This window comes from Xenophilus sp. Marseille-Q4582, from assembly GCF_916700565.1.
Taxonomy (GTDB): Bacteria; Pseudomonadota; Gammaproteobacteria; order Burkholderiales; family Burkholderiaceae_C; genus Xenophilus.
The window spans coordinates 812,673-825,986 of sequence record NZ_CAKAKO010000003.1 but is presented as its reverse complement, the minus strand read 5'-3'; the positions used below and the strand labels follow the sequence as shown (position 1 = coordinate 825,986).

The 13,314-nt window shown below is 70.9% G+C and carries 12 protein-coding genes; 5 read left to right on the top strand and 7 right to left on the bottom strand.

Annotation, left to right across the window (positions count from 1 at the left end; all coding sequences use genetic code 11):
* Positions 1–69: 69 nt before the first annotated feature.
* Genes LG388_RS14545 through LG388_RS14530 form a run of 4 tightly spaced genes read right to left on the bottom strand, consistent with a single transcriptional unit; the run spans position 70 to position 4,029 of the window.
* Positions 70–1,260: an ABC transporter substrate-binding protein gene (locus LG388_RS14545; protein WP_225783433.1), complete on the bottom strand. Its 1,191-nt coding sequence runs from the start codon at positions 1,258–1,260 to the stop codon at positions 70–72.
* Between the two features lie 14 nt (positions 1,261–1,274).
* A complete protein-coding gene (locus LG388_RS14540) occupies positions 1,275–2,312 on the bottom strand; it encodes a branched-chain amino acid ABC transporter permease (RefSeq protein WP_225783432.1) in 1,038 nt (345 codons plus the stop codon).
* Positions 2,309–3,190 carry a branched-chain amino acid ABC transporter permease gene (locus LG388_RS14535; RefSeq protein WP_225783431.1) on the bottom strand — a complete coding sequence of 294 codons (882 nt, stop codon included), beginning with the start codon at positions 3,188–3,190 and terminating at the stop codon, positions 2,309–2,311. Before LG388_RS14535 ends, LG388_RS14540 begins: the two co-directional genes overlap by 4 nt.
* Entirely contained in the window at positions 3,187–4,029 is an 843-nt protein-coding gene (locus LG388_RS14530; RefSeq protein ID WP_225783430.1) for an ABC transporter ATP-binding protein, read from the bottom strand. Before LG388_RS14530 ends, LG388_RS14535 begins: the two co-directional genes overlap by 4 nt.
* A gap of 164 nt (positions 4,030–4,193) precedes the next feature.
* Here LG388_RS14530 and LG388_RS14525 point away from each other — a divergent pair, with 164 nt between their 5' ends.
* The 4 genes from LG388_RS14525 to arfB are packed head-to-tail and all read left to right on the top strand — an operon-like array spanning position 4,194 to position 7,412.
* On the top strand, positions 4,194–4,976 hold the full coding sequence (locus LG388_RS14525; RefSeq protein ID WP_225783429.1) for a TetR/AcrR family transcriptional regulator: 783 nt from the start codon (positions 4,194–4,196) through the stop codon (positions 4,974–4,976).
* Positions 4,973–5,761, top strand: a complete 789-nt coding sequence (locus LG388_RS14520; RefSeq protein WP_225783428.1) for an enoyl-CoA hydratase/isomerase family protein — start codon at positions 4,973–4,975, stop codon at positions 5,759–5,761. Before LG388_RS14525 ends, LG388_RS14520 begins: the two co-directional genes overlap by 4 nt.
* A 33-nt stretch (positions 5,762–5,794) precedes the next feature.
* Positions 5,795–6,982, top strand: coding sequence for an acetyl-CoA C-acyltransferase family protein (locus LG388_RS14515; protein ID WP_225783427.1), 1,188 nt, complete (start codon positions 5,795–5,797; stop codon positions 6,980–6,982).
* A 22-nt stretch (positions 6,983–7,004) separates the two neighbouring features.
* Positions 7,005–7,412: an alternative ribosome rescue aminoacyl-tRNA hydrolase ArfB gene (gene arfB / locus LG388_RS14510; RefSeq protein WP_225783426.1), complete on the top strand. Its 408-nt coding sequence runs from the start codon at positions 7,005–7,007 to the stop codon at positions 7,410–7,412.
* Between the two features lie 32 nt (positions 7,413–7,444).
* Here the strand turns inward: arfB and cml are convergent, their stop codons facing one another.
* A complete protein-coding gene (gene cml / locus LG388_RS14505) occupies positions 7,445–8,641 on the bottom strand; it encodes a CmlA/FloR family chloramphenicol efflux MFS transporter (protein ID WP_225783425.1) in 1,197 nt (398 codons plus the stop codon).
* A gap of 430 nt (positions 8,642–9,071) precedes the next feature.
* On the opposite strand from cml, the gene LG388_RS14500 reads away from it, so the two are divergent.
* Positions 9,072–10,451: a tol-pal system YbgF family protein gene (locus LG388_RS14500; RefSeq protein WP_225783424.1), complete on the top strand. Its 1,380-nt coding sequence runs from the start codon at positions 9,072–9,074 to the stop codon at positions 10,449–10,451.
* A 79-nt stretch (positions 10,452–10,530) separates the two neighbouring features.
* Here LG388_RS14500 and LG388_RS14495 read toward each other — a convergent pair whose 3' ends face one another.
* Both LG388_RS14495 and chrA read right to left on the bottom strand, forming a co-directional pair.
* The gene (locus LG388_RS14495) at positions 10,531–12,036 is read right to left on the bottom strand and encodes a rhomboid family intramembrane serine protease (RefSeq protein ID WP_225783423.1); all 1,506 of its coding nucleotides are present in this window, start codon (positions 12,034–12,036) and stop codon (positions 10,531–10,533) included.
* A gap of 33 nt (positions 12,037–12,069) precedes the next feature.
* On the bottom strand, positions 12,070–13,293 hold the full coding sequence (chrA, locus tag LG388_RS14490) for a chromate efflux transporter (protein WP_225783422.1): 1,224 nt from the start codon (positions 13,291–13,293) through the stop codon (positions 12,070–12,072).
* Positions 13,294–13,314: the final 21 nt, after the last annotated feature.

Sequence of the window (13,314 nt, the reverse complement as noted above, 5' to 3'; positions counted from 1 at the left end):
CCCGAAGCCACTGAGCGCCCCCTTTGGGGGGCAGCGATACGCGAAGCGATGAGCGTGGGGGCTGCATTTCTACAGCTTGATCCAGTCGGAGGCCGCGACCATCTTCTGGGCCTTCATGTCGGCGCGGTAGACGCGGCCCACCGGCAGCGAGTTGCCCGTGATCGTGATCGGCGTGCCGATGATGCCGCCCGTGTCGAAGTCCTTGATGGTGTTCAGTGCGGCCTTGAGGTTCTTGCCGTCCAGCGGCTTGCCGGCGTCCAGCGTGCGCTTGGCGGCCTCGGCGAACAGCATGGCCGTGAGGAAGCCCTGGATGTAGGCCGTGCTCTGGTACTCGGGCCGCAGCGCGCGGATCTTCTCCAGCATCGGCGCCTTCTCGGTGTCGTAGTAGTAGCGAAACGGCATCACGCCCATGAAGCCGTCACCGGCCTCGCCCATCTTCATGACGGTGGAGCTGTCCATGGTCCAGAAGGTACCCATCCACTTGCTGGTCATGCCCTGCTGGCGGCCCTGCTGGATGAACTCGGGGATGGGCGCGAGGATGTAGCCGTGGAAGATGGTGTAGTCGGGTGCGGCGCGGCGCAGCTTGATGACCTCGGTCGACACGTCCACGCTGCCGGCCGGCGTCATGATCTTGAGCGGCACCGCCAGGCCCAGCTTCTTGGCCGCGGCTTCGCTGGCCTCGATCGGGTCGCGGCCGAACTCCGAATCGCTGTAGACGAAGGCCACCTTGGCGCCTGGCTTCTCCTTGGCGATGTGCTGCAGCAGGATGCCGATCTGCTCGGTGTAGTCCGGCCCGACCAGGAACTGGTGCGGGTACTTCTTTGGGTCATTCAGCTCCGACGCGAACGAGGCGCCGGCCATCAGGATCTGGCCGTTGCGGTCCAGTTCGGGGTTGATGGTTTTGGCGAAGCCCGTAGAGTCGCCGTAGTAGAGATTGACCTTGTTCTGGCTCGTGATCTTCTTGTAGGCCGCGACCGAGACGTCGACCTTGTAGCCCGTGTCCTCGGGCACGTAGCGCAGCTTGCGGCCCTTGATGCCGCCCGCGTCGTTGACGATCTTCACGTAGTCGGCGATGCCCGCGTTGATGCCGATGCCGGCGAACGCGAACACGCCCGTCATCGGGATCGAGCCACCGATCACGATGTCCTCGCCCTGGGCGCGCACCACGCGCGGCAGGGCGGCCGCGGCCAGCGCGGCACTGCCGCCCAGCACCAGGGCGCGGCGGTGGTTGGACGTGAGGGTCAGGGGTGCAGCAGGCATGGCAGTCTCCTTTGTCAGTTCCGGAAGGGCCAGAGATGGAAGAAGCGGCGGATCCGCCGCCACATTTCGGCGAGCCCGTGCGGCTCGAACACCAGGAAGCCGACGATCAGCAGGCCGAACACGACCGTGCGCACCGGCGACAGGAACACCGTCATCTCGGTGCCGCCCGGCAGCAGGTCGAACACCAGCTTCAAGAGTTCGGGCACCATGGTCATGAAGACCGCGCCCAGGATGCCGCCCAGGATGGTGCCCATGCCGCCGACGATGATGGCGGCCAGGAAGAAGATCGACATCAGCAGCGGAAAGCTCTCGGGCGTGACCACGCGGAAGAAGTAGGCCCAGAGCCCGCCCGCCACGCCCGCATAGAACGAGGACAAGCCGAACGACAGCAGCTTGGTGCGCAACAGCGGGATGCCCAGCACCTCGGCCGAGATGTCGCGGTCGCGCACGGCGATGAAGGCCCGGCCCACGCGCGTGCGGAACAGGTTGGCCGCGCCCAGCACCATGAGCAGCGTGACCGGCACGATCAGCCAGTAGATGCGGAACGAGGTGTCCAGCGCCAGGCCGAAGACCTGGGCCGGTTGCAGCGACAGGCCCGTGGTGCCGCCCGTGATCTTGAGGTTGGCGAACAGGAAGTGCGCGATGAAGGACGCCGCGATGGTGGCAATCGCCAGGTACAGGCCCTTGACGCGCAGCGAGGGGATGCCCACCACGATGCCGCCCACCATGGCCACCAGGCCGCCGGCGAAGATGTTCAGCAGGAAGGGCGTGCCCCAGCGTGCCTGCAGGATCGCCACCGTGTAGGCGCCCAGGCCCATGAAGGCCGCCTGGCCCAGGCTCACGAGGCCGGTGTAGCCGGTCAGGATGTTCAGGCCCGTGGCGCTGGCCACGTTGATCGCCACCAGGCAGGCCAGGTAGAGCCAGTAGTCGCTGGCGACAAAGGGAAACAGCACGAGCAGCGCGGCGCCGATGGCGAGCCAGACCTTCTGCGTGCGCGAGTCGAACAGCGCCGCATCGGCGATGTAGGTCTGCTTGAGGGTGCCGATTCTCATAGCCGCTCGATCTCATGGGTGCCGAACAGGCCGTAGGGCCGGACCATGAGCACGAACACCAGCACCACGAAGGTCGCGAGCAGCTTGTACTCGCCACCCAGGTAGGCGCCGGCCAATGCCTCGATGAGACCGATCATGAGCCCGCCGACCAGCGCGCCCAGCACGCTGTCGAGCCCGCCCACGATCACCACCACCAGCACCGACAGCCCGAACACGCCCATGGACGAGGAGATGCCACCGATGGCGCCGACCACGATGCCGGCCACGGCCGCGATCATGGCCGAGGCCACCCAGGCCAGCGAGAACACGCGCGGCACGTGGATGCCCATCATGGTGGCCGCGCCTTGGTCCGAGGCCGTGGCACGCAGCGCTACGCCGCCGCGCCAGAAGCGGAACAGCAGCAGCACCAGCACGATCAGCACGAGTGCCGCCAGCGCGCCGTAGGCCACCTTGGGCGCGAGGAAGGCCTCGCCCACCATCACCGGCGCCCTGGGGAAGAACTCGGGCAGCCGGCGCTGGTCCGCTGTCCAGATGATCTCCACCAGCCCCACGAGGATGGACGCGAGGCCCACCGTGACCATGAAGACCGAGATCGGCGGCTCGCCCAGCAGCGGGCGGATCATGGTGCGTTCGACCACCGCGCCCAGGAGCCCGGTGCCCAGCACCGCGCCCAGCACGGCCAGCCAGATGGGCAGGGCCATGCTCGCGGCGAAGGCGAAGAACAGGTAGGCGCCGATCATCAGCATCTCGCCGATCGCGATGTTGACCACGCGCGTGGCCTTGTAGACCAGCACGAAGGCCAGCGCCGCGAGCGCGTAGAGCCCGCCACCGGCGATGCCGGTCAGCGCGATCTCGAACAGGTAGGCCCAGTCCATCATGCCGCGGCCGCCGCGCCGCGCAGCTTGGCGCGCAGGGTGCTCACGTCGCCGGCGCCGAGGTAGGCGCGCACCACGTCCGGGTTGGCCTGCACCTCCTGTGGCCGGCCCTGCGCGATGACCTGGCCGAAGTTCAGCACCACCACATGGTCCGACAGGTCCATGACCATGGCCATGTCGTGCTCGACCATGAGCACGGTGATGCCCCACTCGCGGCGCACGTCGAGGATGAAGCGCGCCATGTCCTCGGTTTCCTCGCGGTTCATGCCGGCCACGGGCTCGTCCAGCATGAGCACCTTGGGCTGCATGGCCAGCGCGCGCGCCATCTCCACGCGCTTGCGCAGGCCGTAGGGCAGGGCGGCGACGCTGGCGTGGCGGATGTGGTCGATCTCGAGGAAATCGATGATGCATTCCTCCACGTCGCGGCGCAGCTCGGCCTCTTCGCGGCGCGCGCGGCCGACATAGAAGAGCGCTTCGAACACATTGGTCTTCAGGTGCGCGTGGCGGCCCAGCTTGATGTTGTCCAGCACCGTCATGCCGCGGAACAGCGCGATGTTCTGAAAGCTCCGCGCCAGGCCCATGGCCGCGCGCCGGGGCGCCGGCACGCGTGTGATGTCGGCGCCTTCGAACTGCACGCTGCCGGCGGTGGGCCGGTAGAAGCCCGAGATGGTGTTGAACAGCGAGGTCTTGCCCGCGCCGTTGGGGCCGATCACGGCCGTGATGCTGCCCGGCTGCACGTCGAAGCCCACGCCGTTCAACGCCTTCACACCGCCGAAGGCCAGCGTCAGCGCGTCCACGCGCAGGATGGGCGCGGCAGTGGAAGGCGAAGGGACGGCACTCATGGCGGAGGCGCAAGGGCTTGCAGGGCTGGCGTGGGCGACTGGATGAAACAGTCCGAGACATGCAGGGCTACTCGCCCGTAGAATTTCTACTCCCTGGTAACGTGGGCGATCTTCGGAAAGCGCCCCACCGGTCACATCGGGACTTTCCCGTGCGCGCAAACCCCATGAGTCCCCGCAAGCGTTCCGCCGCTGAAGCGCCCGCCGAACCGGCCGGCCCGATCGGGCTTTCGCCCTGGCTGCCGGCCGCCGGCCGCACGCAGCAGCGCGAGCGCAAGCGCCAGGCGGTGCTGCAGACGGCGGCGCAGCTGTTCAACGAGCGAGGCTTCCACGCCACTTCGCTCGACGACATCGCCGAGCGCCTGCACGTGAGCAAGCCCACGCTCTACTACTACGTGAAGAGCAAGGACGACATCCTGCTCGAATGCGTGCGCAGCGCGCTGGAGATGATGCGCGCCGGCATCGCCGAGGTGCGCGAAGGCGGCGGGCGCGCGCTGGATCAGCTGATGGCCTGCATGCGCATCTATGCGGGCATCGTGATGCAGGATTTCGGCATGTGCGTGATCCGCATCGGCGAAGACCCGCTGCCCGCGCCGCTCAGGAAGGAACTGCGCCGGCTGAAGGCCGGCATCGACGCGGAGTTCCGTCAGCTGATCGAGGAAGGCATCCGCGAAGGCTCGCTCGCACCCTGCGACCCGAAGATGGCGGCCTTCATGCTGGCCGGCGCGCTCAGCTGGATCGGCCGCTGGTACCGCGAGGACGGCACGCTGACGCCCGCGCAGATCACCGACCAGGGCATCGCGCTGCTGCTGGGCGGCGTGCTGGCCGTGCGGCCGGCAGCTGCCCCGGCGCCCGCGGCCAGCCGCAGGGCGGCCAAGACATCCGCGCCGCCGGCCCGCAGCGCTGCGGTGCGCGGCCGCCGCATCACCACGATGGAGACCCCCTCATGAGCACCGAGCCCCCGTCCCCCCTCCTGATCGGCCGCGAAGGCGCGGTCGCCACGCTGCAGTTCAACCGCCCCGCGGCCCTCAACGCCATCGACGTGCCCATGGCGCAGGCCGTCCTGGCCGCCGTGAAGGCCATCGCTGCCGACCGCGGCGTGCGCGCCGTGCTGCTGCGCGGCAGTGGCAAGGGCTTCATGGCCGGGGGCGACCTGGCCGTGCTGCAGGCCAACCCGCTGCAGGGCGCGGCCGATCTGATCCGCCCGCTGCATGAAGCGGTGGCGCTGCTGGCCACGCTCGATGCGCCGTTGGTGGCGCAGGTGCATGGCGTGGCCGCTGGCGCGGGCCTGTCGCTGATGCTGCAGGCCGACTTCGTGCTCGCCGCCGAGGGCACGCGCTTCAACCTGGCCTATGTGAACATCGGCGCGAGCTGCGACGTGGGCGCGTCCTGGGCGCTGCCGCGCTGGGTCGGCCTGCGCCGCGCGCTGGAAATCGCGATGCTGGGCGACATGCTCGACGCGCAAGCCGCCGAACGCATGGGCCTGGTCAACCGGGTCGTGCCGGCGGACACGCTGGGCGACGAGGCCATGGCGCTGGCGCAGCGCCTGGCGGCCGGCCCCACGGTGGCGCTGGGGCAGCTTCGGCGTCTCATGCGTGGCAGCTTCGAGCGCGACCTGCCGGCACAGTTGGAGGCCGAATCGGCGGCGTTCCGCCATTGCGCGTCCAGCGCGGACTTCAGGGCCGGCGTGGACGCCTTCTTCGACAAGCGCAAGCCCGTCTTCGGCGGGCACTGAAATTCTCTGATCCCATCCTCCAGGAGAGCATCCATGTCCCAACGCGACATCTTCGTGGTCGGCACCGCCCGCACCGCCATCGGCACCTTCGGCGGCTCGCTCAAGGACGTGCCCAACACCCAGCTGGCCACCACGGCCGTCAAGGCCGCCCTCGAACGCAGCGGCGTGGCACCGGCCGACGTCGGCCACGTGGTGATGGGCAACGTGATCCCCACCGACACCAAGGACGCCTACCTCAGCCGCGTGGCCGCCATCGACGCCGGCTGCCCCATCGAGACGCCAGCCTTCAACGTCAACCGCCTGTGCGGCTCGGGCCTGCAGGCCATCGTGTCGGCCGCCCAGGCCATCGCGCTGGGCGACTGCGACATCGCCATCGGCGCCGGCTCCGAATCGATGAGCCGCGGCCCCTACTTCGACACCGCCGCGCGCTTCGGCGCGCGCATGGGCGATGCACAGGTCATCGACTACATGCTGGGCATCCTGCACGACCCCTGGCAGAAGATCCACATGGGCATCACGGCCGAGAACGTGGCCGAGCGCCACGGCATCACGCGCGCCCAGCAGGACGAACTGGCCGCGCAGAGCCACCAGCGTGCCGCCGCCGCCATCGCGGCGGGCCGCTTCAAGGAGCAGATCGTCCCGGTCGAGGTCAAGACGCGCAAGGGCGTGGTCGTCTTCGACACCGACGAGCACGTGAAGGCCGCCACCACGGTCGAAGTGCTGGCCGGCATGACGCCCGCCTTCAAGAAGGAGGGCGGCACCGTGACGGCAGGCAATGCCTCGGGCATCAACGACGGCGCAGGCGCCGTGGTGCTGGCCGAAGGCGCGCGCGTGAAGGCCCTGGGGCTCAAGCCGCTGGCGCGCCTGGTGGGCTATGCGCATGCGGGCGTGGAGCCGGCGTACATGGGCATCGGGCCGGTGCCGGCCACGCGCAAGGTGCTGGCGCGCACGGGCCTGAAGGTCAGCGACCTGGACGTGATCGAGTCCAACGAGGCCTTCGCGGCCCAGGCCTGCGCCGTCATCAAGGAGCTGGATTTCGACCCCGCGAAGGTGAACCCCAACGGCTCGGGCATCTCGCTGGGCCACCCGGTGGGCGCGACCGGCGCGATCATCACCGTGAAGGCGATCGCCGAGCTGCAGCGCGTGCAGGGCCGCTATGCGCTGGTGACCATGTGCATCGGCGGCGGGCAGGGCATCGCGGCCATCTTCGAGCGCGTCTGAGGCGGGCGAGGTCGGCCAGGCCATGACCCTGCGGTCGCCGCGCGTCGACGAGCGCGAGGTCGAATGGTCGGCCATCCGCGCGCAGGGTGCGGGCGGCCAGAACGTCAACAAGGTCTCCAGCGCGGTGCACCTGCGCTACGACATCGCCGCCAGCTCGCTGCCCGAGGATGTGAAGCACCGCCTGCTGGCCAGCGCCGATTCGCGCATCACCCAGGCCGGTGTGCTGGTGCTCAAGGCGCAGCAGCACCGCACGCAGGAGATGAACCGCGCCGACGCGCTGGCCCGGCTGCAGGCCATCGTCGATGCCGTGGCCGCGCCGCCGCGCGTGCGGCGGGCGACGAAGCCGACTTACGGCAGCCAGCAGCGCCGCTTGCAGGGCAAGAGCCTGCGTTCGCAGACGAAGAAGCTGCGCAGGGCGGTGAAGGACTGAGCGCAACTTGCCCCGGTTGAAGCAACGCCCGATCAGTCTGTCTGCGCCGGCAGGCGCCTGGCGCTGAGCCCCGCGAGCAGCGGCACTCCGCTCGCGTAGGCCGCCAGCGGCCAGTGGGAGGCCGGGCCCAGCAGCAGCACGGCCAATGTGCCCAGTCCGCCCACGAACAGGCTCTGCAGGGCGTAGTACAGCGCCACGGCCAGGCCGGCCGCATGGCCGAAGTCACGCAGTGCGCCCTGGGCGCACACCGAGACCAGCAGCACGATCCCGCAGGCGATCAGGTACATGGGCGCCAGCAAGGCCGGCACGGGTGCGCCGGGCGCCAGGGCCTGGGCGAGCGCCAGCAGGACCGCGCCGGTCATGAGCACCCCCAGTCCCCGCAGCAGGCTGCCGCGTGTGCCCCAGCGGCGCGCCAGCGCGGCGGCGAAGCGGGTGGCGAGGATCATCACGAGCGCGACCGAGCCGAAGGCCAGGCTGAACTCCCAGGGCGCCATGGCGCCACGCGCCATCAGCAGGCCGGGTGCGGTGGAGAAGAACACGAAGAAGCTGCCCATTGCCGCGCTGAAGCCCAGGGTGTAGGTCTGGAAGGCGGGGCTGCCGAGGATCGCTCGCAGCGGCGCGGCGCCCGCCGTGGAGCGGCGCCGCAGTGTTTCGGGCCAACGCCAGAAGGCGTGCGCGGCGGCGCCCAGGCCCAGCACCGCGAGCGTCATGAAGATGGCGCGCCACCCTCCTGCCCGGGCCAGCAGCGCGCCGGCGATGGGGCCCACGGCGGGCACGAAGGCGAGCAGGGCCCCGAGCAGGCCGTAGATCCGCTGACTTTCGGGTCTTTCGGCATAGACGTCCCGCACCGTGGCGAAGGTGGCGACCAGCGCCGCCGAAGCGCCCAGGGCCTGCACCACGCGCAGGGCGAGAAAGGCCGCGCCGCTCTGTGCCAGCGCCAGGCCCAGCGATGCGGCGGTGAACAGCAGGGCGCCGCCGAGCAGCACGGGCCGTCTGCCGAAGCGGTCGGACAGCGGGCCGAAGAGCAGCTGCCCCAGGCCGATCAGCACCATGTACACGGTGAGCGTGAGCTGGATCAGCGCGGCCGACGTGCCGAGCGCGGTCGGCATCGCCGGAATCACCGGCAGGTACACATCCATCGCCAGCGAAGCGAGCAGGTCGAAGGGGGCCATCAGCGCCAGGGTGGACGGCAGCGAATGCGCCCAGGCGGGCGCGCATTGACGGGTCATGAGAGAAGCTTCCGGTCAGATGAGAAGGATCTGACGGCGGCCCGCATGGCCCAGCCTCGGCCGAGCACAGGGCCGAAGCGGGGTGCGCATGGACCGCCGCAACAACAGGACAGGCGTTGTTGCGGCTCAGCGCTCTGCGGACTTGGCTCCCATGATGGATGGCGGCTGCGGGTGTCCTTGCCAGGACGGAAGGCTTGGAAGATGCGTGGCGATCCTATCAGCCGCGCCGGCGGCGCTCCCTCGCTCGAGCGCCGTGCAGCCTCCAGCCGCCTCGGCACCTCCACGGGCCGGCGCCCGGCGCGACCTTGTCTGTGCCGCAGGCGTCTGCGCAGGTCGGCAGGGTGCTGGCAGTGCGCGCACAATTAGTTACCATCATTCACCGCTGGGGCGCGGTGCTGCACCGGCGCCCCTGATTTCCTCCGCATCCACCATGCCTTCCTCTCCCGCCGCTCTGCGCCCCGGCCCGCACCGCGCCGCTTCCGCCGAGCGGGCGGACGAGCGGATCCCCCCCTTCTGGCAGCGGCTCAACAGCTTCTTCCTCTTCCCGCTGCAGCTGGAGCCGCTGCTGTACGCCGGCTTCCTGGCGCTGTGCAGCTTCGGCCTGATGCTGGGCGGCCTCTTCATGGCCGCGGTGCTGCTGGGCCTGGTGCTGGCCGTGAGCCGCTATGCCTTCAAGGTGGCGGCGCTGGCCTCGCGCGGCGTCACGCGCAGCGCCGACTACCGCCCGCACCTGTTCGACGAGGACTGGAAATGGCTGCCCTGGAAGTTCCTGGGCGTCACCCTGGTGCACGGCTTCGTGATCGGCTTGCTGGCCGTGAAGAGCCCGGCACTGGGCGTGGCGGCCAACCTGCTGTCCTCCTTCCTGATCCCGGCCACGCTGATGGTGCTGATCAACACCTGCAGCCTGCGCGCGGCCATCCATCCCTTCGAACTGCTGGCCACCGTGGCACGCGTGGGCAAGTCCTACTTCCTGCTGTGCTTCTTCCTCTTCCTGCTGATGCAGGGGGCGCCGATGGCGGCCGGCCTGCTGGCGGCGGTGGTGCCGCATGGCGTGCTGCTGCCGGCGCTGACCTTCGTGGTCATCTACTTCACCTGGGTCATGGCGGCCATGGTCGGCTATGTGATGTACCAGCACCATGCTGCGCTGGACATCGATCCGCTGATGGCGCCACCCGGCAGCGCGGCGGCGGCCGCCGTGCCGGACCCGGCCGCCGCCGAGGCGCAGCGCCGCGACGCCGAAGTGGCGCGCCTGGTGCAGGCCGGCGACATGGACGAGGCCGTGGCCACCGCGCGGGAATGGGAGCGGGTGGGGTCGCGCGGCGCCTCGGGCGCTGCGAACGACCTGGCCGATGCACGCCGCTACCACCGCGTGCTCAAGGTGGCCGAGCGGCCCGAGGAGCTGGGCCGGCACGCGCAGGGCTTCATCCACCAGTTGCTGCAGCAGCAGCGCGCCGGCGAGGCGCTGGAAGTCTGGAGCGCCTGCCACAAGCGCGTGCCGCAGTTCAGGCTGGCGTCGGCCGACAGCGTGCTGGCGCTGGCCCAGCATGCCTGGAAGGCCACGAAGGCGCGGCATGTGGCCTTGCTGCTCTACCACTTCGAGAAACACTTCCCGCAGGACGCGCGCATCCCGCAGGCCATGGAGCTCACGGTGCGCGCGCTGCAGCAGGGCCTGAACGACCCCGAGCGCGCGGTGCGCATCTTCATGCGCATGAAGCTGCGCTATCCCGAGCATGCGAGCACGCAGGAAGCGGCGTGGATCCTGCGCGATGAGCTGGGGCCGTCGCCGGCCGGTCCGGCCAGCCCGGCCTGAGCATGCCGTCCGCGGGCCAGAGGCAGGGCGTTCCTGGCCGAACCTGAAGGCGCGCTGCGCCCGAAGCTTCGCTGCCCGCTCAGGCGGCCTGCGCCGCCAGCCAGCGCGTCACGGCCTCCTGCGGCGCATCGCGCTGCAGCGTGGGCAGCCAGGCGCGGGCCTGGGCCAGGTGGCCCGATTGCGCGAGGCCATTGGCCAGCTGCGTGAGCGTGTCCACCCACTGCGGATGTTCGGGCGCGCGCGCCAGTGACCGGCACAGCGCCTCGGCATCGGCCCATTCGGCCAGCCGCATGAACGCGCGCGCGAGCGCGTGCTGCGTGTCGGCGCTCATGCGCGGGCCGGGCTTTGCACGCTGGCGGTAGGTGCGCCAGGCGGCGTGCTGCAGCCGGCGCTCGGCCTCGCCCTGCGCGGGCAGCTTGAAGATGCGGCGCGCGGCGGCATGGAAGTCCTCGCTGGCGGGCTCGTGGCGCGCGCTCTCGAACCAGGCGCGCAGCACCTGCGGGTCTTGCGGCGCGAGTTGGGCCGCGGCCCGCCAGGCCGGCGCGGCGCGGGCGAAGTCCAGCGCGTCGGTGTGCTTTTGCGCGCGCGCGATGGCGTCGCGCAGCGGCTGCTCCTGCGCGCGGCGTTGGGCCGCTTCGTCCACCGGCGCTTCCACGTGCCGCATGCGCATGTAGGCACCCATGCACAGCGCGCCGGCGATCAGGCCGCCCAGATGCGCCATGTAGGCCACCTGGTGCCCGTCCACGAAATGCTGCAGCAGCTCGAAGCCCATCCACACGGGCAGCATCACCAGGGCCGGCCAGCGCGCGTAGTTGAAGTAGAAGAACAGCATGTAGAAGAAGGGGATGCGGCGCATGCGGTAGAGCACGGCGTACATCGCCATCAGCGCCGCTACCGCGCCCGAGGCGCCCAGGCCGTAGCTGCCCAGGCCGGCATAGAACATCAGCGCGAACAGCGAGGCGGCCGTGCCGCACAGCAGGTAGAAGGCCAGGTAGGTGAAGGCGCCCAGCGCCATCTCCAGCGTGAAGCCGAAGAGAAAGAGGAAGACCATGTTGCCCAGCAGATGCCCGGTGCTGCCGTGCAGGAAGGTGGAGGTCAGCGCCTGCAGCGGCTGCCAGCCGGCGCCGGCCTCGTAGCTCATGGCCCAGCGTTCGGTGAAACGCTTTGGCTCGCGCGGCGTGAAGGCGGCGCGCTCGGCTTGCCAGGCCTCATGCGCGGGGTCGCCGGGGCGGATCACTTCGCCGGCCAGCAGCTGCCGGCGGAAGTGCCGCTCGTTCCACATCAGCCGGTACAGCGCGGCCTCCTGCTGCTGGCGCAGCAGGCCGGCCGCATGCGCGGCCCTCAGGCGCGCGCGTTCGTCCTGCGGCTGCTGCGCGGCCTGGCGCTGCAGGTGCGCCACGAAGCGCGGCAGCTCCAGGGCCGGCAGCGGCGTGGCCGCGTACTGCGCGGCGGCGCGTTCCACGGCGGCTTCTTCGGGCTGCTGCCAGGCCCAGAACACCCAGCAGTTGACCAGCATGATCAGCACCGTCATCCACGGCGGCGAACGCCAGCTGGGCTTGGTTTCGAGCGGGATGGCGATGAACATCGGCGGAAGATGCGAAGAGCGGGGCGAAGAAGGTCAGCGGGCCAGCGCCGCGCCCGCGGCCGCGGCCAGCAGCACCACGGGCAGCGGTGAGGCACGCCCCCACAGCAGCAGGGCGAGCGCCGCAGCGGCCAGCGCGGCATCGGCCGGGCCATGGATGGCCGTGGTCCACAGGGGCCGGTACAGCGCCGCAGCCAGCAGGCCCGTGACGGCCGCGTTCACGCCGGCGAGCGCCGCGCGTGCGCCGGCCCGGCCGCGCAGCCGCGCCCAGAAGGGCAGGGCGGCCACGAGCAGCAGCAGGCCCGGCGCGAAGAGCAGCGCCATCAGCAGCAGCCCGCCGAGCGCGCCGCTCACCGGTGCCTGCATGGCCGCGCCCAGGTAGGCCGCCACGCTGAACAGCGGCCCGGGCACGGCCTGCGCCGCCCCGTAGCCGGCCAGGAACTGGGCCTCGCTCAGATGGCCCGCGCCCACGGTGGCGCCCTGCAGCAGCGGCAGCACCACGTGGCCGCCGCCGAAGACCAGTGCGCCGGCGCGGTAGACGCCGTCGAGCAGGGGCCACAGGCCCGGCCCCTGCGTGGCCGCCAGCAGCGGCAGGCCCAGCAGAAGCAGCAGGAACAGCGCCAGTGCCCCGCGCCCGGCGCGCGCCGAGACCTGCAGCGGCAGCGCGCGCGACGACGAAGCCGGCTGCGGCAGATGCCGCAGTGCGGCGGCGCCGACCAGCGCGGCCAGCCCGATCGCCAGCAACTGCCCCGTGAGCCCCGGCAGCGCGAGCGCCAGCGCCGCCGCGCCCCCCGCCAGCAGCCGGCGCGCCCCATCGGGGCACAGGCCGCGGCCCATCTGCCAGACCGCCTGCGCCACCACCGCCACGGCCGCCACCTTGAGCCCGTGCACGGCGCCCGATTCCAGCCAGTGCGCGTGCTGCGCGAGCCCCAGCGCCAGCCCGATCAGCAGGGCGGCCGAGGGCAGCGTGAAGCCGGCCCAGGCCGCCAGCGCGCCGCCCCACCCCGCGCGCGCCAGGCCCAGCGCAAAACCGACCTGGCTGCTCGTGGGCCCGGGCAGGAACTGGCACAGCGCCACCAGTTCGGCATAGGCGGCTTCGTCGAGCCAGCGGCGCCGCTCGACGAAGGCGGTGCGGAAGTAGCCCAGGTGCGCGATCGGCCCGCCGAAGCTGCTCAGGCCCAGCGCGAGGAAGGCGACGAAGACTTCGGCGATGCGCGCCGGCGCCGTGCGCGGCGCGGCGGCGGTATCAGCGGGTTCCATGGGGCAGCGATTGGACCGCAA

What these genes read in the sequence shown, in the direction of transcription:
- LG388_RS14545 (WP_225783433.1), bottom strand. Translation starts at nt 1,260, where the DNA reads ATGCCTGCTGCACCCCTGACCCTCACGTCCAACCACCGCCGCGCCCTG.
- LG388_RS14540 (WP_225783432.1), bottom strand. Translation starts at nt 2,312, where the DNA reads ATGAGAATCGGCACCCTCAAGCAGACCTACATCGCCGATGCGGCGCTG.
- LG388_RS14535 (WP_225783431.1), bottom strand. Translation starts at nt 3,190, where the DNA reads ATGATGGACTGGGCCTACCTGTTCGAGATCGCGCTGACCGGCATCGCC.
- LG388_RS14530 (WP_225783430.1), bottom strand. Translation starts at nt 4,029, where the DNA reads ATGAGTGCCGTCCCTTCGCCTTCCACTGCCGCGCCCATCCTGCGCGTG.
- LG388_RS14525 (WP_225783429.1), top strand. Translation starts at nt 4,194, where the DNA reads ATGAGTCCCCGCAAGCGTTCCGCCGCTGAAGCGCCCGCCGAACCGGCC.
- LG388_RS14520 (WP_225783428.1), top strand. Translation starts at nt 4,973, where the DNA reads ATGAGCACCGAGCCCCCGTCCCCCCTCCTGATCGGCCGCGAAGGCGCG.
- LG388_RS14515 (WP_225783427.1), top strand. Translation starts at nt 5,795, where the DNA reads ATGTCCCAACGCGACATCTTCGTGGTCGGCACCGCCCGCACCGCCATC.
- arfB (WP_225783426.1), top strand. Translation starts at nt 7,005, where the DNA reads ATGACCCTGCGGTCGCCGCGCGTCGACGAGCGCGAGGTCGAATGGTCG.
- cml (WP_225783425.1), bottom strand. Translation starts at nt 8,641, where the DNA reads ATGACCCGTCAATGCGCGCCCGCCTGGGCGCATTCGCTGCCGTCCACC.
- LG388_RS14500 (WP_225783424.1), top strand. Translation starts at nt 9,072, where the DNA reads ATGCCTTCCTCTCCCGCCGCTCTGCGCCCCGGCCCGCACCGCGCCGCT.
- LG388_RS14495 (WP_225783423.1), bottom strand. Translation starts at nt 12,036, where the DNA reads ATGTTCATCGCCATCCCGCTCGAAACCAAGCCCAGCTGGCGTTCGCCG.
- chrA (WP_225783422.1), bottom strand. Translation starts at nt 13,293, where the DNA reads ATGGAACCCGCTGATACCGCCGCCGCGCCGCGCACGGCGCCGGCGCGC.